At 62.7% G+C, this 22,400-nt stretch carries 24 protein-coding genes; 14 read left to right on the top strand and 10 right to left on the bottom strand.

All coding sequences use genetic code 11. The features are described 5' to 3' along the window. Nucleotides 1-263: 263 nt before the first annotated feature. Together ABMA59_RS13050 and ABMA59_RS13045 are read left to right on the top strand one after the other, a co-directional pair. Nucleotides 264-1,391 (top strand): OmpA family protein, encoded by a 1,128-nt coding sequence (locus ABMA59_RS13050; protein WP_349005788.1) that lies wholly within the window; start codon nt 264-266, stop codon nt 1,389-1,391. A 20-nt stretch (nt 1,392-1,411) separates the two neighbouring features. Further along, nucleotides 1,412-2,689: a caspase family protein gene (locus ABMA59_RS13045; protein WP_349005787.1), complete on the top strand. Its 1,278-nt coding sequence runs from the start codon at nt 1,412-1,414 to the stop codon at nt 2,687-2,689. Between the two features lie 95 nt (nt 2,690-2,784). Here ABMA59_RS13045 and ABMA59_RS13040 read toward each other — a convergent pair whose 3' ends face one another. Both ABMA59_RS13040 and ABMA59_RS13035 read right to left on the bottom strand, forming a co-directional pair. Continuing rightward, nucleotides 2,785-3,084, bottom strand: a complete 300-nt coding sequence (locus ABMA59_RS13040) for an Rdx family protein (RefSeq protein WP_349005786.1) — start codon at nt 3,082-3,084, stop codon at nt 2,785-2,787. Further along, nucleotides 3,081-3,830: a YebC/PmpR family DNA-binding transcriptional regulator gene (locus tag ABMA59_RS13035; RefSeq protein WP_349005785.1), complete on the bottom strand. Its 750-nt coding sequence runs from the start codon at nt 3,828-3,830 to the stop codon at nt 3,081-3,083. Before ABMA59_RS13035 ends, ABMA59_RS13040 begins: the two co-directional genes overlap by 4 nt. Before the next feature lie 225 nt (nt 3,831-4,055). On the opposite strand from ABMA59_RS13035, the gene ABMA59_RS13030 reads away from it, so the two are divergent. Then, nucleotides 4,056-4,865, top strand: coding sequence for an MBL fold metallo-hydrolase (locus tag ABMA59_RS13030; RefSeq protein ID WP_349005784.1), 810 nt, complete (start codon nt 4,056-4,058; stop codon nt 4,863-4,865). Nucleotides 4,866-4,882: 17 nt separating this feature from the next. On the opposite strand, the gene ABMA59_RS13025 is transcribed toward ABMA59_RS13030, so the two are convergent. The 3 genes from ABMA59_RS13025 to ABMA59_RS13015 form a co-directional block, all read right to left on the bottom strand. After that, the gene (locus tag ABMA59_RS13025) at nt 4,883-6,397 is read right to left on the bottom strand and encodes a winged helix-turn-helix domain-containing protein (RefSeq protein ID WP_349005783.1); all 1,515 of its coding nucleotides are present in this window, start codon (nt 6,395-6,397) and stop codon (nt 4,883-4,885) included. Next, complete coding sequence (locus ABMA59_RS13020; RefSeq protein ID WP_349005782.1) at nt 6,318-6,641, bottom strand: hypothetical protein; 324 nt, start codon at nt 6,639-6,641, stop codon at nt 6,318-6,320. The genes ABMA59_RS13025 and ABMA59_RS13020 overlap by 80 nt, the downstream gene beginning before the upstream one ends. A gap of 121 nt (nt 6,642-6,762) precedes the next feature. Then, a complete protein-coding gene (locus ABMA59_RS13015; RefSeq protein WP_349005781.1) occupies nt 6,763-7,086 on the bottom strand; it encodes an ArsR/SmtB family transcription factor in 324 nt (107 codons plus the stop codon). Nucleotides 7,087-7,137: 51 nt separating this feature from the next. Here ABMA59_RS13015 and ABMA59_RS13010 point away from each other — a divergent pair, with 51 nt between their 5' ends. The 4 genes from ABMA59_RS13010 to ABMA59_RS12995 all read left to right on the top strand — a co-directional run bounded on the left by ABMA59_RS13010 (nt 7,138) and on the right by ABMA59_RS12995 (nt 8,954). Beyond that, a complete protein-coding gene (locus ABMA59_RS13010; RefSeq protein WP_349005780.1) occupies nt 7,138-7,620 on the top strand; it encodes an SRPBCC domain-containing protein in 483 nt (160 codons plus the stop codon). 20 nt (nt 7,621-7,640) lie between these two features. Continuing rightward, a complete protein-coding gene (locus tag ABMA59_RS13005; protein ID WP_349005779.1) occupies nt 7,641-8,003 on the top strand; it encodes a hypothetical protein in 363 nt (120 codons plus the stop codon). A gap of 36 nt (nt 8,004-8,039) precedes the next feature. Further along, on the top strand, nt 8,040-8,507 hold the full coding sequence (locus ABMA59_RS13000; protein ID WP_349005778.1) for an SRPBCC family protein: 468 nt from the start codon (nt 8,040-8,042) through the stop codon (nt 8,505-8,507). A gap of 93 nt (nt 8,508-8,600) precedes the next feature. Further along, nucleotides 8,601-8,954 (top strand): DUF1428 domain-containing protein, encoded by a 354-nt coding sequence (locus tag ABMA59_RS12995; RefSeq protein ID WP_349005777.1) that lies wholly within the window; start codon nt 8,601-8,603, stop codon nt 8,952-8,954. A gap of 42 nt (nt 8,955-8,996) precedes the next feature. Here ABMA59_RS12995 and ABMA59_RS12990 read toward each other — a convergent pair whose 3' ends face one another. The 4 genes from ABMA59_RS12990 to ABMA59_RS12975 all read right to left on the bottom strand — a co-directional run bounded on the left by ABMA59_RS12990 (nt 8,997) and on the right by ABMA59_RS12975 (nt 12,074). Continuing rightward, on the bottom strand, nt 8,997-9,740 hold the full coding sequence (locus ABMA59_RS12990; RefSeq protein ID WP_349005776.1) for a TerC family protein: 744 nt from the start codon (nt 9,738-9,740) through the stop codon (nt 8,997-8,999). Between the two features lie 79 nt (nt 9,741-9,819). Then, nucleotides 9,820-10,650, bottom strand: coding sequence for a TIGR00282 family metallophosphoesterase (locus tag ABMA59_RS12985; protein ID WP_349005775.1), 831 nt, complete (start codon nt 10,648-10,650; stop codon nt 9,820-9,822). Between the two features lie 70 nt (nt 10,651-10,720). Next, nucleotides 10,721-11,314, bottom strand: a complete 594-nt coding sequence (locus ABMA59_RS12980) for a DUF3592 domain-containing protein (RefSeq protein ID WP_349005774.1) — start codon at nt 11,312-11,314, stop codon at nt 10,721-10,723. A gap of 175 nt (nt 11,315-11,489) precedes the next feature. Next, the gene (locus ABMA59_RS12975) at nt 11,490-12,074 is read right to left on the bottom strand and encodes a 5-formyltetrahydrofolate cyclo-ligase (RefSeq protein ID WP_349005773.1); all 585 of its coding nucleotides are present in this window, start codon (nt 12,072-12,074) and stop codon (nt 11,490-11,492) included. A gap of 27 nt (nt 12,075-12,101) precedes the next feature. Between ABMA59_RS12975 and ABMA59_RS12970 the strand changes: the two genes are divergently transcribed. From ABMA59_RS12970 to ABMA59_RS12960, 3 genes are all read left to right on the top strand, one after another. Next, complete coding sequence (locus ABMA59_RS12970; RefSeq protein WP_349005772.1) at nt 12,102-12,275, top strand: hypothetical protein; 174 nt, start codon at nt 12,102-12,104, stop codon at nt 12,273-12,275. 24 nt (nt 12,276-12,299) lie between these two features. Then, on the top strand, nt 12,300-13,094 hold the full coding sequence (locus tag ABMA59_RS12965; protein ID WP_349005771.1) for a 3-hydroxybutyrate dehydrogenase: 795 nt from the start codon (nt 12,300-12,302) through the stop codon (nt 13,092-13,094). Nucleotides 13,095-13,215: 121 nt separating this feature from the next. Beyond that, on the top strand, nt 13,216-14,337 hold the full coding sequence (locus ABMA59_RS12960; protein WP_349005770.1) for a patatin-like phospholipase family protein: 1,122 nt from the start codon (nt 13,216-13,218) through the stop codon (nt 14,335-14,337). Here ABMA59_RS12960 and ABMA59_RS12955 read toward each other — a convergent pair. Continuing rightward, nucleotides 14,328-14,954, bottom strand: coding sequence for a TetR/AcrR family transcriptional regulator (locus ABMA59_RS12955; protein ID WP_349005769.1), 627 nt, complete (start codon nt 14,952-14,954; stop codon nt 14,328-14,330). The two genes, ABMA59_RS12960 and ABMA59_RS12955, sit on opposite strands and share 10 nt — an antisense overlap. Nucleotides 14,955-15,032: 78 nt before the next feature. Here ABMA59_RS12955 and ABMA59_RS12950 point away from each other — a divergent pair, with 78 nt between their 5' ends. The 4 genes from ABMA59_RS12950 to ABMA59_RS12935 all read left to right on the top strand — a co-directional run bounded on the left by ABMA59_RS12950 (nt 15,033) and on the right by ABMA59_RS12935 (nt 22,372). Then, nucleotides 15,033-15,494 (top strand): (2Fe-2S)-binding protein, encoded by a 462-nt coding sequence (locus tag ABMA59_RS12950; protein ID WP_349005768.1) that lies wholly within the window; start codon nt 15,033-15,035, stop codon nt 15,492-15,494. A 2-nt stretch (nt 15,495-15,496) separates the two neighbouring features. Then, nucleotides 15,497-17,773: a xanthine dehydrogenase family protein molybdopterin-binding subunit gene (locus ABMA59_RS12945; RefSeq protein ID WP_349005767.1), complete on the top strand. Its 2,277-nt coding sequence runs from the start codon at nt 15,497-15,499 to the stop codon at nt 17,771-17,773. A 269-nt stretch (nt 17,774-18,042) separates the two neighbouring features. After that, on the top strand, nt 18,043-19,179 hold the full coding sequence (locus tag ABMA59_RS12940; RefSeq protein WP_349005766.1) for an efflux RND transporter periplasmic adaptor subunit: 1,137 nt from the start codon (nt 18,043-18,045) through the stop codon (nt 19,177-19,179). 28 nt (nt 19,180-19,207) lie between these two features. After that, the gene (locus ABMA59_RS12935; protein WP_349005765.1) at nt 19,208-22,372 is read left to right on the top strand and encodes an efflux RND transporter permease subunit; all 3,165 of its coding nucleotides are present in this window, start codon (nt 19,208-19,210) and stop codon (nt 22,370-22,372) included. Nucleotides 22,373-22,400 lie beyond the last annotated feature (28 nt).

The following is a 22,400-nucleotide window of genomic DNA, read 5'->3' as shown; positions in this document are numbered from 1 at the left end:
CGGGCGATGGATTTACCCAGCCAATCTCCACAAACCGCTTGTACAAGGCGCCGGAATAGCCACATCTTTGAGGCAGACACCACATTTTGATTCACAATCCGATTGCGCCGGACCCGTGATATCAGGCAAAACCTGTCCAGGGTGGGTTTGAACGGGTTGCGGGAAAGCGGCTCAACAAGCCTGTCGCGCCGTCGAGAGATCCGGCGTGGAGCTTGCGGATCGCTATTGGGGGCAGTGTGGATTAGGGGTTTTCGGAGGAAATCATGTCCGCCGCTTTCAGGGTCTTTGTCCGGGACAGATTTGCTCGTCTGCTGCTGGTCCTTGCTGTCTGCATTGCGGGTTTCTCCGCTTCCATCGGCCGCGCCGCGACCGAAGACTGGACGCTTGATCCGGCCTCTTCGATCCTGACCTACCAGTCCGTCAAAAAGAACACGATCGTAGAAACCAATCAGATCAGGAACCTGGAAGGCACGCTGTCGGCCCAGGGCGACGCGGAAGTCCGGCTCGATCTGAACTCCGTCGACACCGGCGTCGACCTGCGCAATGTGCGCATGCGCTTCCTGTTCTTCGAGACTTACAAATACCCGGTCGCGACTGTCGTCACCAAGGTCGATCCTGCCGCCTTTGCCGATCTGTCGTCCAAACGGCGCATGACGACGAAACTGCCGTTCACTCTCAACCTTCACGGCGTCGACAAGCAATACGAGGCCGACGTGATCGTCACCATGATCACCGATACCTCGGTGTCGATCTCCTCGAAAACACCCGTCGCTGTTCATGTCGAGGATTTCGGGCTGCTTCCCAATGTCGAGAAACTGCAGCAAGCTGCGAATGTGAGCAGTATCGTGCCGACGGCCTCGGTCTCGTTCGATTTCATCTTCAACAAGGGCTCTGCCGGAGCGTCGCCTCCGCAGGTCGCCGCTCTTGCAGCCGGGACTGCGAGCGACGCAAGCGCGGCTGCAAGCCCCACCGCGGCCGGACCGGTCGAAACCGACGCTTCTAAGGCCAGCTATGCCGATGAAGAGTGCGTAAACCGGTTCGAGGTCCTTTCGCGCACCGGCGCGATCTACTTCCGCAGGGGCAGCGCACGGCTCGATCCGGCAAGCAAGCCGGTACTCGACACGGTGCTCGACGTGGTCGGAAAATGTCCGAAACTGAAGGTCGAGATCTCCGGCCATACAGACTCGGACGGAACGGCGGAGGAAAACCGCGCGCTTTCGCTACGCCGGGCTACCGCGGTCGCCGGCTATATCCACGACGCAGGCATTCCGACGGATCGTATCGCCACGGCCGGTTATGGCGAGGACAAGCCAATCGCCGCAAACGACAGCGACAAAAACAAGGCGCTCAACCGCAGGATCGAGTTTTCGGCCTCCTCGTTCGTTAACTGATGAGGTGCCGCCGATGAATCATGGCTGAACGCATGCGACCAATATCGATTTTTCATTTCCTGGCAGTTTTGATTGCGCTATCCACGCCGTTCTTTGCCGCGCAGGCTGCGGAACGGCGCGACGTGCTCGTGCTCGGCGCCGCAGCAAATCGCCGAGTGGCCCTGGTGCTCGGCAATTCCGAATACCAGAACGTGCCGCCGCTCACCAACGCGACCTCGGATGCCCGGGCAATGGAGAAGCTCCTTCAAGGTCTCGACTTCGAGGTGGTTTCCGGCTTCAACCTGACGAAAGCCGAAACGCAGGAAACGATCGCTCATTTCGCGAAGGAGGTGCGCGGCGCGGACATCGCTCTCTTCTTCTATGCCGGCCATGGCTTGCAGGTCTCCAACGTCAATTATCTCATTCCGATCGATGCGGTGCTGGAGGACGAGACGTCGCTGGACTTCGAGGCAGTCCAGATGAACTTCATCCTGCGCCAGATGTCGCGCGAGACCGGCGTGCGGCTGGTCTTCCTGGACGCTTGCCGCGACAATCCGCTGGCTGAGGCGCTGTCGAAGGCGGGCAGCACCGAGGTGTCGAGCGGTCTCGCCGAGATGCAGATCGAAAATGGCGGGGCGGGAACGCTGGTCGCCTTTGCCACGGGTCCGAAAGAAGTGGCCTATGACGGCCAGGGCGAACATTCACCCTTTTCGGCGGCCTTGCTCGCGCATCTGAGTGAAAAGAACGAGCCGCTGACGGCAATCATGACGCGCGTGACGAAAGAGGTGTACACGTCGACCAAGGGCCTGCAGCGCCCGTGGGTCAATCTGTCCCTGACCGACGACATCGTGCTCAACCGCGTCGACGAGCAGCCGGAGCCGGCGCCAAAGGTCGCGGCCGCGGGTCCGGAAGCAGGCCCCGGCTCTAACAGCCGGACCGCAGCAGGAACCGCCACTGGTCCTGCTCCCGACGATGCCGGCCAGGTCGCGCTCAACATGCTGCGCCAGCGCATTCCGAAAATCGAGACGGAGGGGCCGATCTCCTTCGACATGCCGATCGTCTTCGGTGATCCGCAGATCGACGGCAAGAGTATCGAGGAACTGCTGCAAGGCAGGCCGCTCTATCCGCCGGTCGAGGGCCTCGATCAGTCCGTCTGGGACAACCATTGCTCAACCTGTCACCAATGGACGAAGGCAAGGCTATGCGAGCAGGCCCAGAACTACGACAAGATCGACGTCTCGATCATGCGTCTGGAGCATCCGCTCGGCAATCGGTTCAAGGTGGCGCTGGCGAACTGGGCGCACAACGGCTGCAAGTAGTGGCGAAAGGGTTCCGCCGATGGAACGTATTGCAAGCGGGTTCCGGCCCATCGCAGGCCATCAACGGTGAAGGTGGCAAGGTTTGAGCGCTGGCATCATGCCGGCGGGGCGGTCCCTTTCCGGTCCGCGTGACCGAGATCGCGACTTGGATCGATCACGTCGCGGACAAGTTGCTTCAGCTTGGCGGCATCGGGAAAGCCGCCGTCGCGTTTACGGTCCCAGATGAGCGTTTCGTTGCAGGTGATCGTAAATATCCCGCCGGTGCCGGGCACCAAGGCGACCTCGCCCAGATCGGTCCCGAAGGTCGAAAGCAGCTCCTGCGCCATCCATCCCGCCCGCAGCAGCCACTGGCACTGCGTGCAATAGGCGATGCGGATGGAAGGCTTGTCGCTCACGCCGCGCTCAGCTTGGCCAGCGTCGCTTCGTCAACCTCGAAATTTGCATAGACGTTCTGCACGTCGTCGTCGTCCTCGAGATTGGCGACGAGTTTCATCAGCGACTGCGCGCGCTCCTCGTCGACCGGCACGTTGTTCTGCGGCTTCCAGATGATCTTGACGCTCTCTGCCTCGCCCAGCGCCGCTTCCATCGCTTTCGAAACCTCGCCGATGTTTTCGAAGGCGCAAAGGATGGTGTGGCCGTCCTCGTCGGACTGCACGTCGTCGGCACCGGCCTCGATCGCCGCTTCCATCACCTTGTCGCCGTCGCCGGCCTTCGCCGGATAGTAGATTTCCCCGGCCCGGTCCCAGAGAAACGACACCGAGCCGGTTTCGCCCAGGGCGCCGCCGGCCTTGGTGAAGGCCGCGCGAACATTGGAGGCGGTGCGGTTGCGATTGTCGGTCAGCGCTTCGACGATGAGGGCCACGCCGCCCGGGCCATAACCCTCGTAGCGGACCTCGTCATAGTTCTCGGCGTCGCCACCGGACGCCTTGTTGATCGCCCGCTGGATGTTGTCCTTGGGCATGGATTCGGCTTTCGCCGCTTGCACCGCCAGCCGCAGGCGCGGGTTCATCGCTGGATCGGGCGTTCCGAGCTTGGCGGCGACGGTGATCTCGCGCGCCAGCTTGGAAAACAGTTTCGACTTCATCGCGTCCTGCCGGCCCTTGCGATGCATGATGTTCTTGAACTGAGAATGGCCGGCCATGGGACCCCTGTCGTCTCGGCGAATTTCGGAATGGCGGGGCTTATAGATAAATTGCCGTCAAACGTCCAGAAGGGGTTGGAACAAGGCCGGATTGCCGACGGAAACCGGTCTCCTTGTCCAGGCTCGCAGAATTTTGATCGTCCCTTCGGCGATAACGCTCGCGCAAGAGATGCAGGCGCTTAACGTTGCGGCACATCCGACGCGCGGAGTCCGACGGGAACGCTCATGCCGCTTCGCCTGCTTGCCGCCCTCTGCTTCATGCTCTTCGCTCCGGCCTTGGCCGCGGCGCAGGACGGCGCGCGGCCACCCAGCAAATGCATGGCGATCGCTGAGGCGCTCCCAAAAGTCACCTATGCGAATTTCACGCCTGTGGCGGGCCAAAATGAAGGCGAGGTGGTCATCACCTATGCCGGGCACTCGACCTATCTCATCGATACGCCGGCCGGCGTCCGCATCGCCACCGACTTCAGCGGTGTCTACGGCGGCAATCCGCCGCCGCGTATTGCCACCATGAACAAGGCGCACCGCACGCATTTCACCGAGACGCCGGACCCGGCGATCGAATATGTGCTGCGCGGCTGGAATCCGGACGGCGGCCCCGCCTACCACGCCGTCGTCGTCGACGATGTGTATATCCGCAACGTCACCACCGACATTCGCGACTGGGGGGGCAACCTGGAGCGTGACGGCAATTCGATCTTCATCTTCGAGGTTGCCGATCTCTGCATCGGCCACCTCGGCCACCTGCACACGAAGTTGAGCGACGCCCAAATCGGCGCCATCGGCCGGCTCGACATATTGATGGTGCCGATCGACGGCGGCATGACGCAGTCGCTCGGCTCGATGAGCGAGATCACCGCGCGGCTTCAATCCTCCATCGTGCTGCCTATGCACCGTCATTCCACGCCGATGGCCGAATTCCTCGGCATGATGGGCGACGGCTTCGCGGTGGATTATCGCGACAGCCGCTCGCTGACCGTCTCGCTGCGCAGCCTGCCGGACAGGCCGACGATCGTAGTGCTGGACGGGGTTTGAGCGCGGGGGAAGCGCGTTCAGCCCCTGTTCAGTGCAAGTCGGGCCTTGTCCATGCCCTCGGCCCAGTGATCCACATCCGAGCGGTGCTCGAAGCAGTCGCCATTGCGCGGAAAAATGTTCGCCGCATAGCCGGGCGCGATACGTTCCACCTCGGTTAAGGTGCGGCCGGCTTCCGCGACATTGCCCATTTGTGCCTGGCAGGCGGCCAGTCGTGACAATCGCCAGGGTGTCGCTGGCAATTTCAACAAACCGGCAGCCGCGCCGGCATAGTCTCCGGCGCCATACTGCGCCAAAGCCCGGTCATAGTGATACCAATCCGGATGGATCGGATTGATGCGCACCGCTTTGTCCATCCATTCGATCGCTTCGAAAGGTTTGCCACGCATCGTGAGGAGATATCCCATCTGGTTCATCGTATCGGCGTCGGACGGGTTCAGTTCGATAGCGCATCGCAAATGATATTCTGCTGCGTCGAACTCGCGGGCAAGCAGCCGCGCAAAACCCAGGATGCGATGACAACGAGCGTCCTCGGGCGAGAGATTCACGGCTATGGCCGCACGCTCGACGGCGGCCGATACCAATTCGGGCGGCGCCTCGCCGTATCCGCCGATGGCCAGATCGATCAAGGCCAGATAGGCGTGTGCAAGTCCGTAGTCGGGATCTCTGTCGCAGGCCTTCTCCACAAATTCCTTCGCCGCCAGATTGTCTTCAGGCCGGTATCCTCGAAATCGGGCAAGCCCACGAAGCAAGAGTTCGTAGGCGGCCAGGCTGGACGGCGGCCTGCCCGCCAAGCCTGCCACGCTGGCGTCGTCGATCCGGCTCACCAGCCGGTTGACGATCTTGAGAGCGATCTCGTGCTGCATGGAAAATATGTCGGCGCCGCTCGCAGTGAAGGTGCCGCTCCACTGCACGGCCCCAGTCGATGTCTCGATCAGCGTCACGGATGCCCACATTGTCGAGCCGGAGAAATTCATCCGGCCGCCGACCAGATAAGTTGCGCCGAGCCGGTGCCCGATCGTACGCCAGTCCGGTTCCATAGTCGGATCGAACGAGAAGCTGGAGTTTCGGGCCAGCACGTTGACCCGCCGAAACGCCGCGAGACAATTCACCAAGTCTTCGGTGAAGCCGTCGACAACCGGCTTGTCCTTGTCACCGCCTACATTTGCAAAACGCAGCACGGCCACGGTTGGCATGTTTCCGGTCGCAGGCAGTTCGGCGACCGGCAAGGAGAGCATGTAGCCACGTCGCGCGACGCTTTTGATTGCGCCCTGCCCCCACTCGCCCAACACCTTGCGAACGTCGTGTATGGCCTGTGTCAGGGAATCTTCGGTTACAACGACGTCCGGCCAGACCGTATCGATCAATTCGGACTTGCCGACGACCCTGCCGGCATTGGCGGCGAGGTGTCGAAGCAAGGCAAACGCCTTCGGCCGAAGGGGAACCGCATTGCCGTCACGCAGCAGAAGCCCCCGAGCCAGATCCAGCCGGCATTCGCCAAGCGCGAAGACTTGCCCAGAGCCCTCCTGCGGCATTGCAGATCCTCTCGCCAAATCCGAAAGTCTCTGCCTGTATTCCGCTACCGTTCCCTTCCCAGGTCAAGTGTCGATTGACCGCATTGCTGGTGAAATAACCGGCCTCGCGCCGCTTCAGGGCGGCAATCTCCAGCTTTTCGACCAGTATCCCCTGCGTCGTCATATAGCATGGCATCGACATGCTCGTGGAAATGATCTCAAGAAAGTCTTGCCTGGCATCGGCCATGTCGCCTTGGTCGAGCATCGGTCCAGCCTCCAGTTATCCCGTGAAGGCATTTTAAGATTGTCGGCGCGGCCGTGTACCGGCAAACTTCTGAAATTTGGCTGAAAGTCGACCTCAGCGTTTCCGCGCACTGGTGACCGGCTCATCCTTCCAGATCGGTTCTCAGCCGATCAAGTACGCTCATCGCGTGGCCTGCATATTCGCTGATCCAGCGGTCGTGAATCCGCTTGATCGGCAGCGCGTTCAAATGATTCCAGCGCTCGCGCCCCTCGCGCCGCACCACGATCAGTTCCGAGTCCTCCAGCACCTTCAGATGCTGCATCACCGTGCAGCGGTCGAGTGAGGGCAGCGCCTCGCACAGCATTCCCGTCGTTCGTGGCGCCTCCTTCAGACAATCGAGCAGGGCGCGGCGGGACGGATTGGCCAAGGCCTTGAAAACGCTGTCGTCCATGGTTTCGCTTGACATGTTATATTTCTATAACATATTAAATCTGGCATCAAGCAGGAGGACTGGCCCATGCCCCTTGGATTCACAGTTTCCGCTCGCATCGCCAAGCCGCCGGCCGAAGTCTTCGACGCCGTCGTCAACCCGAAGAAGCTCAGCGGCTATTTCACCACCATCCGCGGCGCCAGCGCTCCACTGGTGGCTGGCACGACAGTGATCTGGTGGGGTGACGTGCCGGTCGAGGTCGACGAAGTGCGGGAGAATGACCGCATCGTGCTGCGCTGGGACGCGCTTACGGCGGACGGCAAACCTGGCTACAAAACCCGCATTGAAATGGGCTTTACCGGGCTGGACGACGGCGCGACGCTAGTCACGATCGCAGAGGCGGGCTGGCGAGAGGATGAGGTCGGGCTGAAGAAATCCTACCTCAACTGCGAAGGCTGGACACAGATGATGTGCAGCCTGAAGGCCTATCTCGAATACGGGATCAATCTGCGCGACGGTTATTACCGCAGCGAGATGGTTGGCGAACCGGCCCGTGAACACAATCTTTGAACAGACCGAAGGACGACACCATGGCTGCAGACATTCGCGGCGGCATCAACATCGCCATGAAGGTGCCTACGCATCAGTATGAGGCGACGATCGCCTTCTACCGCGACGTGGTCGGCCTGAAACCCTTCACCGACAAGGCGCCGGCGATTGGCTTCGAACTCGGGCCTAACAAGCTTTGGATCGACGAGGCGCCGACGATGAGCCAGGCGGAAGTCTGGCTGGAGCTTTTCAGCGACGACCATCGGAATGCGCTCCAACATCTCAAGGCCGCCGGTTCCGTCCGCTGTGACGCGATCGAGCCTCTTGGCGACGGCTTTCGCGGCGGCTGGATCATGAACCCCGCCAACATCGTCCACATGGTCCGAGAGCCCGACGCCTGGTGATCGGCCGCAGCCGCCTCAACAGCAAAAGGGAATGACATGGAGTTGAACCAATCGCCGGTCGCCAGAGCCGGCATGCTGATCCGCAAGCCGGCGCATGAGGTCTACGAGGCCTTCGTCGACCCCGAAATCACCAGAAGCTTCTGGTTCACCGAGGGCAGCGGCCGGCTGGATTCCGGTAAGCCTGTGACATGGACATGGGCAATGTACGGCATTTCGTCGGAAGTCCGGGCAACGGAGATCGTCGAAGATCGGAAGATCGTGGCAGCCTGGTGCACCGGCGCCGACGCCAGCACCATCGAGTGGAATTTTACGGACCGGGCGGATGGGACTACTTTCGTCGATATCAGCAATTCCGGCTTTCAGGGCGATGGGGATGGCCAGGTTGCGCAGGCCATCGGATCGACCGACGGGTTCGCCATCGTGCTCTGCGGCCTGAAGGCATGGCTCGAACAGGGCGTCCGCCTCAACGCGATCGGCGACCGGTGGCCGGACGGCGTCGGTTGACCGTATCGGCCGCGCCAGAAAAATCGGGCTACCTTGTCGGGAAAGCCGACGCGGCAGCGTCCTATGGCAAGTCAGCCAACCGGAGACGCATCCATGCCCTATGTCGAAGCATTCGTGCTCGCCGTGCCGAAAGACCGGATCGAGGACTACAAGAAGGCCGAGCGCAGCTCCGAATCGATCTTGAAGGAGTTCGGCGCTACAGCCCTCGTTGAATGCATCGGCGACGATGTCCCCTACGGCGAGCTGACCTCATTTCCGCGCGCCGTCCAAGCTAGGGATGACGAGATCGTCGTCCTGTCCTGGATCGTCTATCCGTCGAAGGACGTGCGCGACGTAGCCAACGCCAGAATGATGTCGGACGAGCGTTTCGCCGAGATCATGAAGGACGCACCGATCGACGGAAAGCGCCTGATCTCAGGCGGGTTCGTTCCTTTCATCGGACTCTGAACGAAGCAGGACCGGCCGGCTTTTCGACCAGCCGGTCGTCCGTCACCGCTTCTTGCGCCGCCTCGCCAGCATGTTGAGCCCCTCGACCAGCGCGGAAAAGCCCATTGCGGCGTAGATGTAGCCCTTCGGCACGTGGAAGCCCATGCCGTCGGCGATCAGCGTCATGCCGATCATCAGCAGGAAGCCCAGCGCCAGCATGACGATGGTCGGGTTCTTGGCGATGAAGTTCGACAACGGGTTGACGGCCAGCAGCATCACCGTGACCGCCACGATCACTGCGATATACATGATCGCGATTTCATCGGTCATGCCGACGGCGGTGATGATCGAATCGATGGAGAAGACCAGATCGAGCAGCAGGATCTGGAAGATCGCCGCGCCGATTCCTATCGCCACTGCATCTCCCACCATCGTGTCCTTGTGATCTTCGGGATCGACCGTGTGATGGATCTCCTTGGTCGCCTTCCACACCAGGAACAGGCCGCCGGCGATCAGGATCAGGTCGCGCCAGGAGAAGCCGTGACCGAAAAGGCTGAAGACCGGGTCGGTCAGCCGCACGATGATGGAGATCGTCGCCAGCAGCACCAGCCGCATGATCAGTGCGGCGCCGATGCCGATGGTACGCGCGCGCTGCTGCTGTTCCTTCGGCAGCTTATTGGTCAGGATCGAGATGAAGATGAGGTTGTCGATGCCGAGCACGACCTCCAGCACGATCAGTGTCAGCAGCGCCACCCAGGCGGTCGGGTCGGACAGCCAGTTGAAATGCATCGCAAGGAAGTCGGTCATCGGCTTCTCGTCGGATCAAGACAGGGGTGAAGGATCGTAGGTAAAGTCGCGACAGAGGTAGGAGAAGGGTCCGCTCACGTCAACGGTTCTGCCAGAAGGACGGGATGGTTTCCTCGAGCCTCGGTCCAAGGCGAAGCGCGGCGATTCGCTCCGTGAGTCCCGTCCGGTCGGAGATCTCCACGCCGAGTCCGCAAATCGTCGCAGGGCCGCCGGCAGCCTCGAAACGGCCCTTTGGCACCTTCGACAGGAAGCGGTTGAGCGGCTCCTCCTTGTCCATGCCCAGCGAGGAATCATAGTCGCCGCACATGCCGGCATCGGTCAGATAGCCTGTGCCGCCATTCAGGATCTGGTGGTCGGCGGTCGGCTGGTGTGTATGGGTGCCGACGACCAGGCTGGCGCGACCATCGACGAAATGCGCGAAGCACATTTTTTCCGAGGTCGCTTCCGCATGGAAGTCGATCACGATCGCGTCCGCCTGTTCGCCGAGCGGACAAGCGGCAAGCTCCCGCTCGCCGGCGCGGAACGGATCGTCAAGCTCCGGATGCATGAACACACGGCCCATGATGTTGGAGACCAGCACGCGCGCCCCGTTGCGGGCGATGTATACGCCCGAACCGCGGCCCGGCGTGCCTCGCGGGAAATTCGCGGGTCGCAAAAAACGCTCCTGGCGCGGCGCGAAGTCGAGCGCTTCCCGCTGGTCCCAGACGTGGTTGCCGGTGGTAACCACATCGGCGCCGGCCGCGATCGTCTCGCGAAAAATTTCCTCGGTAATGCCAAACCCGCCAGCGGCATTCTCTCCATTGACGATGACGAAATCCAGCTTGAAGTCCGAAATCAGCCCCGGCAGCCGTTCCCACACGGCGGTGCGCCCCGACCGTCCAACCATGTCGCCCAGAAAGAGAAGTCTCATGCCAACTTCTAGTCAGGTGATGCGCGTCGAGGCAAGTCGAATTGCCTGCGGACCGCCTTGCGGGGCTCGTTTACGCCTTTCCGAATGTCTGTCGACGGCGATTCTCGATGCCGCGCACCGGCGCATTCGAGCGGACGCCCGCATGGGGCGGGCTCTTGCGCCGGGGCCAGACAAGCCAGATGTAGAAAGCGACGAGACCCGCGGAGAAACCGAAGATCAGCAGGCCGCCAAACCAACCTTTGTACTCAGCGGTATCGATGTCCTGGGGCGAGGAGGGGTCGTAATAGAGCATAAGCTTCTCGCCGGTACGTGCGTTGTAGACGCCCGCATCCGCCAGCTTGCCCTCCCATTTCCGCACGCCGCCGTCGGTGTCGTAGGCGAGCGCGCCGTATACGCCCATCAGCGTTCTGGGCGTCGTGCCGCCCTTGGGCAGGATGAGATCGCCCATCGTCTCGCAGGGACCGCGCGCCGCAACGGCCCGCAACACGGCGTCAACCGGCTGATAGGTGACCTCGCACAGGGTTTCGGAATTGAGCACCGTAGCAGTGGTCGGCTGCCAAGCGAGCCTGTGATGCAGCGTGAGCCCGGAAACATGGGTGATCATCGCCAGGAAGACCGCCGCCATCAGCACGAACGGCGCCAGTACGATTTTCAGCAGCAACATTCCGCCCTCTCCAGCAACGTGCCAGGCACGCTAAACGTCGCTGCTGAAAACTATGTTAGATGATTGCCGCAAATTGGCTGGGTGTGCGGCTTCTCTCAGCAAACCCCAATCGGCTTTGCGGATGCCGAGGGAGCGATACCCGGGGCCGGTTTCGATGCGGGGCCAAAGGAAAAAATCAATTCGCCCCGAACCGCCTCAACCCGCTCTCCGTCAAAATTTCCGGCAGGATCACGTCATGCGGTTCGTCCGGCACTTCGCTGACCTCCTGGCAATCGAAGGCGACGCCGATCAGCCGGACGGAAGCACCCTTGTCGTGCAGCCGGGCGATCGCCCGGTCATAGTGACCGGCGCCGTAGCCGATGCGGTGTCCCCGCGCGTCGAAAGCTGCGAGCGGCACCAGCATGATCGTCGGGTCGACCACGTCGGCTTCCGGTCCCGGCCCGGACGTGCCGAAACCCATGTCGATAATCGCGGCGCCGCGCACCAGTTCGCGGAATACGATGGTCGTGCGGTCGACGATGGCCGGCAGGCAGAGTCGCGCCCCGCTCTCACGCAGGCCGAACAGCGTCGGCCGTGTATCCACCTCCGAACGGATCGGCCAGAAGCCGGAAACGATGTCGGAGCAGCCCGCTTCGACATTGCGCCGCGCAATCTCGGCCATGTCGAGCGAAGCCTCGATGCGCCAAACCGGGTCGAGCGCGTCGCGGCGTGCCAGCGCTTCCAGTCGCAGTCGCTTTTTCAGGTCTTTGGGAGGTGTCATGGGCAACCCGTATGGAACTGGCCGTGAATGACACGATGCGGCGCCTGTCCGCAATGGTTGTTGAACGGCGGCGGCGGGAACAAGACGACGCCCATCAAGGCCGCCGGCCACCACACGGCAACTCACATTGCCGAAATTTCATCCGCCGCGTTGCTGGATTGCATGTTGCAGTGCAATATCTCCATCGACGCGCGTCTTTGACGCCGATGAACAGGAAAAATCTCCATGGCTAACAGCAATGCTTCTCCGAGGACGGCGATCGTCACCGGCTCCACCTCCGGCATCGGCCTCGCCATCGCGCGAAAATTCGCCGCCGACGGCTGCAATGTCGTGCTGAACTCATTCAGCGACACCCCCGAAGACCATGCCTTCGCAACGGACATCAGGCAGGAATTCGGCGTCAAAGCGATCTATGTACAAGCCGACATGTCGAAAGCGGACCAGTGCCGGGCGCTGGTGACCAAGGCGGCGGAAGCCTTTGGCACGGTCAACATCCTCGTCAACAATGCCGGCGTCCAGCATGTCGCGCCGGTCGAGGAGTTTCCCGTCGCCAAGTGGGACCAGATCATCGCCATCAACCTGTCATCGGCCTTCCATACCTCGGCCGCCGCCATCCCGATCATGAAGAAGGCGGGCCAGGGCCGCATCGTCAATATCGCATCCGCCCACGGCCTCGTCGCTTCGCCGTTCAAGTCAGCCTATGTCTCGGCAAAACACGGCATCATGGGTCTGACCAAGGCCATTGCACTGGAAGTCGCCCGCGACGGAATCACCTGCAATGCCATCTGTCCAGGCTATGTGCTGACGCCGCTGGTGGAGGCGCAGATTCCCGACCAGATGAAGGCGCACAACATGGACCGCGAGACCGTCATCCGCGAGGTCATGCTCGACAAGCAGCCGACAAAGGAGTTCGTCACGGTCGAGCAGATCGCCGCCACCGCGGCGTTCCTGTGCTCGCCCGAGGCGGGAGAGATCAACGGCACGCATATCTCCGTCGATGGCGGCTGGACGGCGGAGTGAGGAGCGGTCGGCCGCAGGCCGATCAATCGACAGTGATCTGTCGATTGGAGCGACGAACGCCCGGAGCCATGGCGAAGGGCAGAGCCAACGATTCGACAAACCATCGAAAGGCAAACGCTCGATGACAACGAACGGCGCATCCCCTGCCAAGAAGCGGATCAATATCGCCTTGCAGGGCGGCGGGTCGCACGGCGCCTTCACCTGGGGCGTGCTCGACCGGTTGCTCGAGGACGGCCGGCTCGATTTCGTTGCCATCTCGGGAACCAGTGCCGGCGCCATGAACGCGGTGGCGCTGGTCGACGGCTGGGTGCGCGGCGGGCCGGAAGGGGCACGCGAAAAGCTTCACGAATTCTGGAGAGCGGTCGCCCGCAACGGACGCTTCAGCCCGATCCAGCGCACGCCTTGGGACATTTTTCTGGGCAACTGGTCCGTCGAGAATTCACCCGGCTACATCTGGTACGACGTGATGAGCCGCGCCTTCTCGCCTTATGTCGCAAACCCGCTCAACATCAACCCGCTGCGCGACGTGGTCGAATCCGAGATCGACTTCGACAAGGTGCGCGCTTGCCAGGCGATGAAACTCTTCATCTCCGCCACCAATGTCGAGACCGGGCAGATCAGGGTTTTCAATCCCGAAGAGATCACGCTCGACGTGGTGATGGCCTCCGCCTGCCTGCCGCAGATCTTTCGGGCGGTCGAGATCGATGGGGTGCCCTATTGGGATGGCGGCTACGGGGGCAACCCGGCGCTCTTCCCTTTCTTTTACGCAACCGAAACCGACGACCCGCTGCTCATCCAGATCAATCCCATCATCCGCGAGGGCACGCCGCGCAGCGCCAACGAGATCCAGAACCGCATCGACGAGATCACCTTCAATTCCGCCTTGCTGCGTGAATTCCGGGCTATCGCCTTCGTCAAGAAACTGATCGCCGAGGGGCGTCTGACGGATGGTGACTATCGAGACATCCGGCTGCACCGCATAGATGCCGACGAAGCCTTCAAGAACCTTTCGGCCTCATCGAAAATCAGCGCCGAATGGGCCTTCCTCGAATATCTGCGCGACCTCGGCCGCAATGCCGCGAGCGACTGGCTGGAAGAGCATTTCGACTCGGTCGGAAAACATCCAACGGTCGATCTCAAGGCCGATCTTGTGCCGCAACCGCTGTTGCAGAAGAAACCGGGCCACCGGGTAAGCGCCTTCCTCGCCAACCGGCCGAAGCCGCACGCTGCCCGTCAGGGCTGAAGCGTCCGCTCGACGATCTTCACCAGCCCGCGCACCGCCTTTCGCTGCTCTTCGGGATCGCTCAGACGCGATTTCATACCCTCAATGCCGTCGAGAAGAAACTGTGACAGCATTTCGGGAGAGAGCTCGCCGGCCGCCAGATCAACGCCGTTCTCCTCCGCTTCCGCCTCGATCGTATCGCGCATAATGCCGCCAAGATCGCGTTTCCATGACAGCAGCAGGTCGGCCGAGAGCGTGCTCTTGGCGTCCAGGATTTCGGCGCCGTGCGGCGAGGCCGCGATTTCCGAAAAGATCGAGATCATGCAGGAATCGATCGCCATATTCATCCGCTCGGCAAACGTGCCTTCGGCAGCCAGCGCCACACCCGCCTTGCCCAAGGATTCGGCCATGAGGCTTGCGGCTATCGCCTGGTAAATGTCGGCCTTGTTGCGGAACACCAGGTAGAGCGCCGGCCTTGACATCTCGGACGCCCTGGCGATGTCGTCCATGGTGACGCGGGAAAACCCGTAGGCGAGAAAAACCTTCATCGCCGCCTGCAGGATGCGGGAGCGCTTCGCATCCTCCGCTGTTGCACCGGATGGTGCTGGATTTTCGGCTCGGCGAGGACGTCTTGACATTTTGACGGATTTTGTCATATTGTTGGGATAAGTCAATTCCCACCCTTCCTACCCGCTGGCAGAAGGATTTCCTATCCAATGCGCCTGATCGTCGACGGAAAGCCCACGGAAATCGATGCCGATCCGGACATGCCGCTGCTCTGGACGTTGCGGGACCTCGCGGGCAAGACCGGCCCGAAATTCGGCTGCGGCGTCGCCATGTGCGGCGCCTGCACGGTGCATGTCGACGGAATGCCGGTCCGCTCCTGTGTGTTGCCAGTGGGTAACGTCGACGGCGAGATAGTGACCATCGAAGGACTGGCGCAGGGCGGAAAACTGCATCCGGTGCAGCAGGCATGGCTGGAAGAACAGGTCGCTCAATGCGGCTATTGCCAGGCCGGCCAGATCATGAGCGCCGCCGCCTTGCTGGATCAGGTCGCCGACCCGACGGACGACGACATCGACGCGGCGATGAGCGGCAATCTCTGCCGTTGCGGCACCTATCCGAAGATTCGCGCTGCCATCAGGAAGGCGGCGGCGCTCAAGACAGCAAGGATCTGACCATGGCCAGCTTGGGCAAGATCACCCGACGCGCCTTGCTGTTCGGCGCGGCTGCCGTCGCCGGTGGCGCTGCCTTCGGCTACTGGTATGTTGCGACGCCTTACTCGAACCCTCTGGAAGGCGACCTCGCCGAGGGCGAGGCCACCTTCAATCCCTACGTGAAGATCGCCACCGACAACACCATCACCGTCATCGCGCCCCGCGCCGAAATGGGCCAGGGCATTTCGACGACGCTCGCCGCAATGGTCGCGGAAGAACTCGACGTGCCGCTGGAGGGGCTGAAGGTGGAGCACGGGCCGGCGTCCTGGGCCTATTACAACGCGGCGATGATCGAGGAAGGCGGACCTTTTGCCTTCTACGACGAGAGCGTCACCGCCGAGATCATGCGATCCGTGATGGGCGGCGTCAGCAAGATTTTCGGTCTGCAGGGCACGGGCGGCTCGGCCTCGACCCGCGACGGCTTTATCAAGATGCGGCAGGCCGGCGCTGCTGCGCGGCTGATGCTCGTTGCGGCAGCCGCCACTAGGCTTCAAGTTCCCGCAGCGGAGCTTGAGACCGCAGGTGCCGCGATTCTCCACAAGGCGTCGGGCCGCTCGCTGACCTATGGCGAGGTGGCCATCGACGCGGCCAAATTGTCGCCGCCCTCCGACCCGCCGCTCAAGCCAAAGTCCGACTGGACGCTGCTCGGCAAACCGCAGAAGCGCGTCGACATGCTGGCGAAAGTCACCGGCGCACCGATCTTCGGCATGGATATGGTGCTGCCTGACATGCTTTTCGGCACCGTAAAACTCAGCCCACGGTTCTGGGCGAAACCCCTCAAGGCTGACCTCTCCAAAGCCGAGAAAATGCCGGGCATGATAAAAATCGTGCCGCTGGCGACCAATTACGGCCATGGCTTCGGCATCATCGCGAAAAACACCTGGGCGGCGTTCAAGGCGGCGGACGCCATCGAGGCAGAGTGGGACGTGCCCGAATATCCGCTCGACACCGCGGCCATCGCCAAGGTGCTCACCGATGCCCTCTCTTCGCCCGACGGCTCGGCGATGCGTGACGACGGCGATGTCGACGTCGCTTTTGCCGATGCGCCGGCCGAAAAGCTGGTCGAGGCGGAATATTGGGTCCCCTATCTCGCCCATGCAGCGATGGAGCCGATGAACGCCACGGCGCGGCTGAAGGACGGCGTGCTCGACCTGTGGGCCGGCAACCAGGCGCCGACGATCACGCGGCGCCTGTGCGCAACGGCGCTGCAACTCGACGAGGTCAAGGTGAATATCCATACGCCGTCGCTCGGCGGCGGTTTCGGCCGAAGGGTTGAGGCGGATTTTTCGCTCTGCGCGGCCCTGATGGCGAAGGAGACAGACGGGCGCCCCATCAAGGTTGTCTGGACGCGCGAGCAGGATTTGCGCCAGGACGCCTACCGGCCGGCCGCCGCCGGAAAGTTCCAGGCGCGGCTCGGCGATGATGGCCTGCCCGTCGCGCTCGACATGAAAGTCTCCTCGCCTTCCGTCATTGCCAGCACCTTGCGGCGGCTGTTTCCGTCGATCCCGCCACTCGGTCCGGACAAGACCATCGTCGACGGCGCCTACAACCAGCCCTATACGATCGCCAATTACCGTGTGACCGGCATCGCCGCCCCGGTCACCATTCCTGTCGGATCGTGGCGTTCGGTCGGCAACTCTTTCAACGGCTTCTTCCATGAGTGCTTCATGGACGAGATCGCGGCCGCTGGAAAAACCGACCCGGTCGAATTGCGCAAAAAACTGATGGCCGTCTACCCGGCGGCGGTAACGGTGGTCGAAAAAGTTGCAGCTATGGCGAAATGGGGCGAAGCCTTGCCCGCCGGCAAGGCAAAGGGCATCGCCTTCACGCTGTCCTTCGGCAGTTGGGTCGGCGAGGTCGTGCAGGTCGCCCAGACACCTTCCGGCATCCGCATCGAGAAAGTGTGGATCGCGGCGGATGTCGGCACAGCGCTCGATCCCGGCATTATCGAGGCGCAGCTTATTTCCGGCGCGATCTACGGCCTGTCAGCGGCTGTGGGCCAGGAGATCACCTTCGCCAACGGCGCGGTCGAGCAGTCGAACTTCCATGACTTCGACGCCATGCGTATCCATCAGTGCCCGGAGTTCGAAGTCGCCATAATCGAGAACTTCCACAAGATGGGCGGCGTCGGCGAGATCGGCACGCCGCCGGCCGCTCCGGCGCTGGCCAATGCGATCTTCGCGCTGACGGGAAAACGCATCCGCTCCCTGCCGCTCGGCAAGGAGGTAGCGTTCGTATGAGCTGTGCGACAATATTGCTGACGGCTGCTGCCATTGCTGCACTGTCCGGCAAAACCAGGCGTTGCAAGGCATTCTACGCTTCGTGAGGATGTTCCAATCGCTCGAATCCTGATCGGTTGATAAAAAATTCTCACTTTTGGGCGATGACAAGATGATGTACGTGTACGCCGCCCCCCCGGGGGTTCGCCGACCGGGCGTGTAACTGCGGCCATACGTACCCATATGCGGGGCTGCGAATGCCTCGGCTTAATCGGCAAACGGAAACGATCATGTCGAAGTTCAGATTCCATAAGGTGGCTGCGGTCGTCGTGCTGGTCGCTTTCGCCGCCTGGATGGGAACGGGCCGGTTCTCGTCGGTCGGCAGCGCCGCGCCGGAAGCCGAGGAAGCAGCGAAGAAGGCGGAGGCGGAGAAGCCTCCGGTCGTGCTGCGCACGGTCGCGGTCATCACACCGCCGCGCACCCAGCATGCGCGCGCCATCCGTATCTCCGGCCGGACAGAGGCCGAGAAGCGCGTGACGTTGGCCACCCGCGTCATGGGCGTCATCCAGAGCCTGCCGGTGAAACAGGGCGAGCGCGTCAACCGCGGCGACCTGGTGATGCGCCTGGACGCCGGAGACAAGGAAGCTGCGATCCGCATGGCGGAGAGCGTGGTCGCGCAGCGGCAGGCCGAGGCCGACGCCGCGGAGAAGCTGGTGAAGGGCGGAAACGCACCGAAACTCCAGGCCGACCAGGCTCGTGCGGCGCTTGCCACGGCCCAGTCGCAACTGGAGGGCGCCAGGGCCGAGCTTGCCAACTACGAAATCTACGCGCCGTTCAACGGCCTGATCGACCGCGTGCCCGTCCAGCGCGGCAGCGCCATCCTGGCCGGCGCCGAGGTGGCGACGCTGATCAACCTCGACCCTCTGTTGGCCATTGGCGAAGTCAGCGAGCGCGACCTGCAATATCTCAAGGTCGGGGACGAGGCGGAAATCCAACTCGTCGACGGCAAGAAGCTCAAGGGCACGCTGCGCTATATCAGCCGCGATGCCTCGGCCACGACGCGCACTTTCCGCATCGAGGTGGCGATTCCCAACGAGGACAAGGCGCTGCCGGCCGGCATGACCGCCGAGGTCACGCTGCGCGGGCAGCCGACCGATGCCGTCATGCTGCCGCGTTCGGTGGTGACGCTCTCCGACGCCGGCGACATCGGCATCCGCGCGGTCGATAAGAACGATAAGGTTGTCTTCTTCCCGATCGACATAGTCGACGACACACCGACGGGCTTGGTGCTTGGCGGCATACCCGCCGATGCCCGAATTATCGTCGCCGGCCAGGATCTTGTCGCCGAAGGCGCCCATGTGAAGGCCGTGCCGGCCGACGAGGCGACGATCAAGAAGCTGGTCGGCGAAGCCACCGGTACCAACTGACGTCAGGACGGCAGAGGGTGAGAAGCTAATGGATATCGTCAAGCTCGCCATACGCAATGCGCGGCTGACCCTGTCGGTGCTCCTCTTTCTGGTGATCGCCGGGGCGGTGGCCTACAACTCCGTGCCGAAAGAAGCCGAGCCGGATGTCGCCATCCCGATCATGTATGTCAGCCTCATCTATCAGGGCATCTCGCCCGAGGATGCGGAGCGCCTGCTGCTGCGGCCCGTGGAGTCCCAGCTGAAGAGCCTCAAGGGGCTCAAGGAGATGAAGTCCAACGCCTTCCAGGGCGGTGCCAACGTCATCGTCGAGTTCGATCCGTCGGTCGACCTGGGAGACGCGCTCATCGATACCCGTAACAAGGTCCAGGACGCCAAGCGCGACCTGCCGGCGGGCGTCGAGGAGCCGACCGTCAACGAAGTCAACCTCTCCGAATTCCCGGTGGTCTTCATCACCCTGTCCGGCGACATTCCCGAGCGCGTACTGACCGCCGCGGCAAAGACCTTGCGCGACCGCATCGAGGAGGTTCCGGGCGTTCTGGAAGGCGAAATCCAGGGCTCGCGCGACGAGCTTGTCGAGGCGATCATCGATCCTATGCGCCTCGCCTCCTACGGGCTGCGGTTGGACCAGATGATCCAGGGCATCGGCGCCTCCAACAGCCTCGTGGCCGCCGGCGCGATCGAAGGCTCGGAAGGCAAATACGCGGTCAAGGTGCCGGCGCTGATCGAAACGCCAGAGGACGTCGCCAACCTTCCGGTCGTGGCCGGCCAGGATGCCGTGGTGCGCGTTCGCGACCTCGCCACGGTGCGCTCCACCTTCAAGGATGCCGAGACGATCGCCCGCATCGACGGCAAGAGCGCCATCACCATCGCCGTCAAGAAGCGCATCGGCGCCAACGTGGTGCAGACGATCGAGGGCGCCAAGAAGGTAGCCGAAGAGTTCCGCGACCAGAACAAGCAGACGCTGCCCGACCTCACGGTGACCTACACCCAGGACAAGTCGACTTTCGTCAACCAGTTGCTCAACGACCTGCAGAACCACGTGCTGATCGCGGTCATCCTGGTTTTCATTGTCATCCTCTACGCGCTGTCCGGCCGCGCCTCGCTGCTGATCGGGCTCGCCATCCCCTCGTCGTTCCTGATGGGCATCCTGCTGCTCGCGCTGATGGGCTACACGATCAACATGATCGTGCTGTTCAGCCTGATCCTCGCCGTCGGCATGCTGGTCGACGACGCCATCATCGTCACCGAATATGCCGAGCGGCGCATGGGCGAAGGCATGCCGAAGGCGCAGGCCTTCGAGGAGGCGGCCAAGCGCATGGCCGGGCCGGTCATCGCCGCGACGCTGACGCGCATCGCCGCCTTCTCGCCGCTGCTCTTCTGGCCCGGCATCGTCGGCGATTTCATGAAATACCTGCCGATCACGCTGATCGTCACGCTAGCGGCGTCTATGGCCTACGCGCTGATCTTCGCGCCGGCGATCGGCGCCCTCATCGGCAAGGCGCCGCTGCACGGCGAACACGAGAACCGTGACGGCGCCTACATGGCGGTGGTCAAGACCGCCGTGCACTGGCCGATCACGGCGCTGGTGCTGACCGTCCTGCTGCTTGGCGGCGGCATGTTCGCCTATGTCAAATACGGCAACGGCGTCGAGTTCTTCCCGACCGTCGAGCCCGACTACGGCCTGCTCTACGTGCATGCGCGCGGCAACCTCTCGCTGGAGGAGATGGATGCGGCGACCCGGGTCGCGGAGGAGCGCATGCTCGGCTGGCCGGGCATCAAGTCGGTGCTGACCAAGGTCGGCAAGACCCGCGGCGGCGAGGATATCCCCGAGGACGTGGTCGGCGTCATCAACTACGAGTTCATCGACTGGCGCGAACGCAAGTCGGCACACCAGATCCTCGACGATCTGCGCGTCGCCATGGCCGGCATTCCAGGTGTCGATGTCGAGGTGCGGGTGCCGGATGCGGGACCGCCGACCGGCAAGGCGATCCAGGTCCAGCTCTCGGCAACCGACCCTGCGGGTCTGAATGACTACGCAAAGCAGGTCGCCGCCGCGGTCGCGAAAGTGCCGGGCGTGATCGACCTGTCCGATGGCCTTCCGCCACCCGGCGTTGACTGGGCGCTCCAGATCGACCGCGCCAAGGCCGCGCAATACGGCATTTCGCCGGTGGCGGTCGGCACGGTCGTGCAGCTCGTTACCACCGGCTTGAAATTGACCGACTACCGGCCTCCGGGCGCCGACGATGCCGTCGACATCAGGCTGCGCCTGCCCGAGGACCGCCGCACGCTGTCGGCGCTGGACGAACTGCGTGTCGAGACGGCGCAAGGCTCCGTGCCGATCTCGAACTTCGTCACGCGCAAGCCGGAACCGACCGTCGGCGTGCTCAACCGCATCGACGGCAAGCGCACCATCACCATCCAGGCCAACGTCGCCTCGGGTTTCCAGGTCGCGGAGGTGCAGGCCGCGGTCAGCAAGGTCGTCGGCGACATGGCCAAGACCGGCGTTGACTGGAAGCTGGCCGGTTCCAACGAGGACAGCGCGGAGGCTGGCGCGTTCCTCATCAGCGCCTTCGGCGCGGCGATGTTCCTGATCTTCATCGTGCTGCTCGCGCAGTTCAACAAGTTTACCAGCGTCATCCTCGTCCTGACCTGCGTCGTCATGGCGATCGTCGGCGCGCTGCTCGGCATGCTGCTCACCGGACAGACCTTCGTCATCGTCATGTCCGGCATCGGCTTCATCGCGCTGGCCGGCGTGGTGGTGAACAACAACATCGTGCTGATCGACACCTACGACCGGCTGCGCGAGGAAGGCTGGGAGAAAGAAGAAGCGGTGCTGCAGACCTGCCGCGAGCGCGCCCGTCCGGTGGTGCTGACGGCGGTGTCGGCGATCCTCGGCGTGCTGCCGATCGCCTTCGGCCTTGGCCTTGAAATCTTCCACCAGGAGACGACGATCAACGCGCCGTCGACTCAATGGTGGATCGCGCTGTCCTCGGCGATCGTTTTCGGCCTGTCCTTCGCCACCGTGCTGACGCTGATCGTCACGCCGTCGATGCTGATGGTGTTCACGCGCAGCAAGAACAGCAAGGTCTACGGCTTCTTCCGCCGCGTCTTCCGGCGCAACAAGGCTACGCCGGCCGTCGCCGCGTCGAAGCCTGCCGCGTCTCCCGTGCCCTTCCCGAAGGCCGCTGAATAGCGGCCTTCGGGATCAGGGGCGCAGCCTA

It is taken from the genome of Mesorhizobium yinganensis (genome assembly GCF_040081985.1).
Taxonomy (GTDB): domain Bacteria; phylum Pseudomonadota; class Alphaproteobacteria; order Rhizobiales; family Rhizobiaceae; genus Kumtagia; species Kumtagia yinganensis.
This window is presented reverse-complemented; position numbering and strand designations above follow the sequence as displayed.

Coding starts and splice junctions, on each gene's coding strand:
- ABMA59_RS13050 (WP_349005788.1), top strand. CDS start 264: ATGTCCGCCGCTTTCAGGGTCTTTGTCCGGGACAGATTTGCTCGTCTG.
- ABMA59_RS13045 (WP_349005787.1), top strand. CDS start 1,412: ATGGCTGAACGCATGCGACCAATATCGATTTTTCATTTCCTGGCAGTT.
- ABMA59_RS13035 (WP_349005785.1), bottom strand. CDS start 3,830: ATGGCCGGCCATTCTCAGTTCAAGAACATCATGCATCGCAAGGGCCGG.
- ABMA59_RS13030 (WP_349005784.1), top strand. CDS start 4,056: ATGCCGCTTCGCCTGCTTGCCGCCCTCTGCTTCATGCTCTTCGCTCCG.
- ABMA59_RS13025 (WP_349005783.1), bottom strand. CDS start 6,397: ATGCCGCAGGAGGGCTCTGGGCAAGTCTTCGCGCTTGGCGAATGCCGG.
- ABMA59_RS13020 (WP_349005782.1), bottom strand. CDS start 6,641: ATGCTCGACCAAGGCGACATGGCCGATGCCAGGCAAGACTTTCTTGAG.
- ABMA59_RS13015 (WP_349005781.1), bottom strand. CDS start 7,086: ATGTCAAGCGAAACCATGGACGACAGCGTTTTCAAGGCCTTGGCCAAT.
- ABMA59_RS13010 (WP_349005780.1), top strand. CDS start 7,138: ATGCCCCTTGGATTCACAGTTTCCGCTCGCATCGCCAAGCCGCCGGCC.
- ABMA59_RS13005 (WP_349005779.1), top strand. CDS start 7,641: ATGGCTGCAGACATTCGCGGCGGCATCAACATCGCCATGAAGGTGCCT.
- ABMA59_RS13000 (WP_349005778.1), top strand. CDS start 8,040: ATGGAGTTGAACCAATCGCCGGTCGCCAGAGCCGGCATGCTGATCCGC.
- ABMA59_RS12995 (WP_349005777.1), top strand. CDS start 8,601: ATGCCCTATGTCGAAGCATTCGTGCTCGCCGTGCCGAAAGACCGGATC.
- ABMA59_RS12990 (WP_349005776.1), bottom strand. CDS start 9,740: ATGACCGACTTCCTTGCGATGCATTTCAACTGGCTGTCCGACCCGACC.
- ABMA59_RS12985 (WP_349005775.1), bottom strand. CDS start 10,650: ATGAGACTTCTCTTTCTGGGCGACATGGTTGGACGGTCGGGGCGCACC.
- ABMA59_RS12980 (WP_349005774.1), bottom strand. CDS start 11,314: ATGTTGCTGCTGAAAATCGTACTGGCGCCGTTCGTGCTGATGGCGGCG.
- ABMA59_RS12975 (WP_349005773.1), bottom strand. CDS start 12,074: ATGACACCTCCCAAAGACCTGAAAAAGCGACTGCGACTGGAAGCGCTG.
- ABMA59_RS12970 (WP_349005772.1), top strand. CDS start 12,102: ATGACACGATGCGGCGCCTGTCCGCAATGGTTGTTGAACGGCGGCGGC.
- ABMA59_RS12965 (WP_349005771.1), top strand. CDS start 12,300: ATGGCTAACAGCAATGCTTCTCCGAGGACGGCGATCGTCACCGGCTCC.
- ABMA59_RS12960 (WP_349005770.1), top strand. CDS start 13,216: ATGACAACGAACGGCGCATCCCCTGCCAAGAAGCGGATCAATATCGCC.
- ABMA59_RS12955 (WP_349005769.1), bottom strand. CDS start 14,954: ATGTCAAGACGTCCTCGCCGAGCCGAAAATCCAGCACCATCCGGTGCA.
- ABMA59_RS12950 (WP_349005768.1), top strand. CDS start 15,033: ATGCGCCTGATCGTCGACGGAAAGCCCACGGAAATCGATGCCGATCCG.
- ABMA59_RS12945 (WP_349005767.1), top strand. CDS start 15,497: ATGGCCAGCTTGGGCAAGATCACCCGACGCGCCTTGCTGTTCGGCGCG.
- ABMA59_RS12940 (WP_349005766.1), top strand. CDS start 18,043: ATGTCGAAGTTCAGATTCCATAAGGTGGCTGCGGTCGTCGTGCTGGTC.
- ABMA59_RS12935 (WP_349005765.1), top strand. CDS start 19,208: ATGGATATCGTCAAGCTCGCCATACGCAATGCGCGGCTGACCCTGTCG.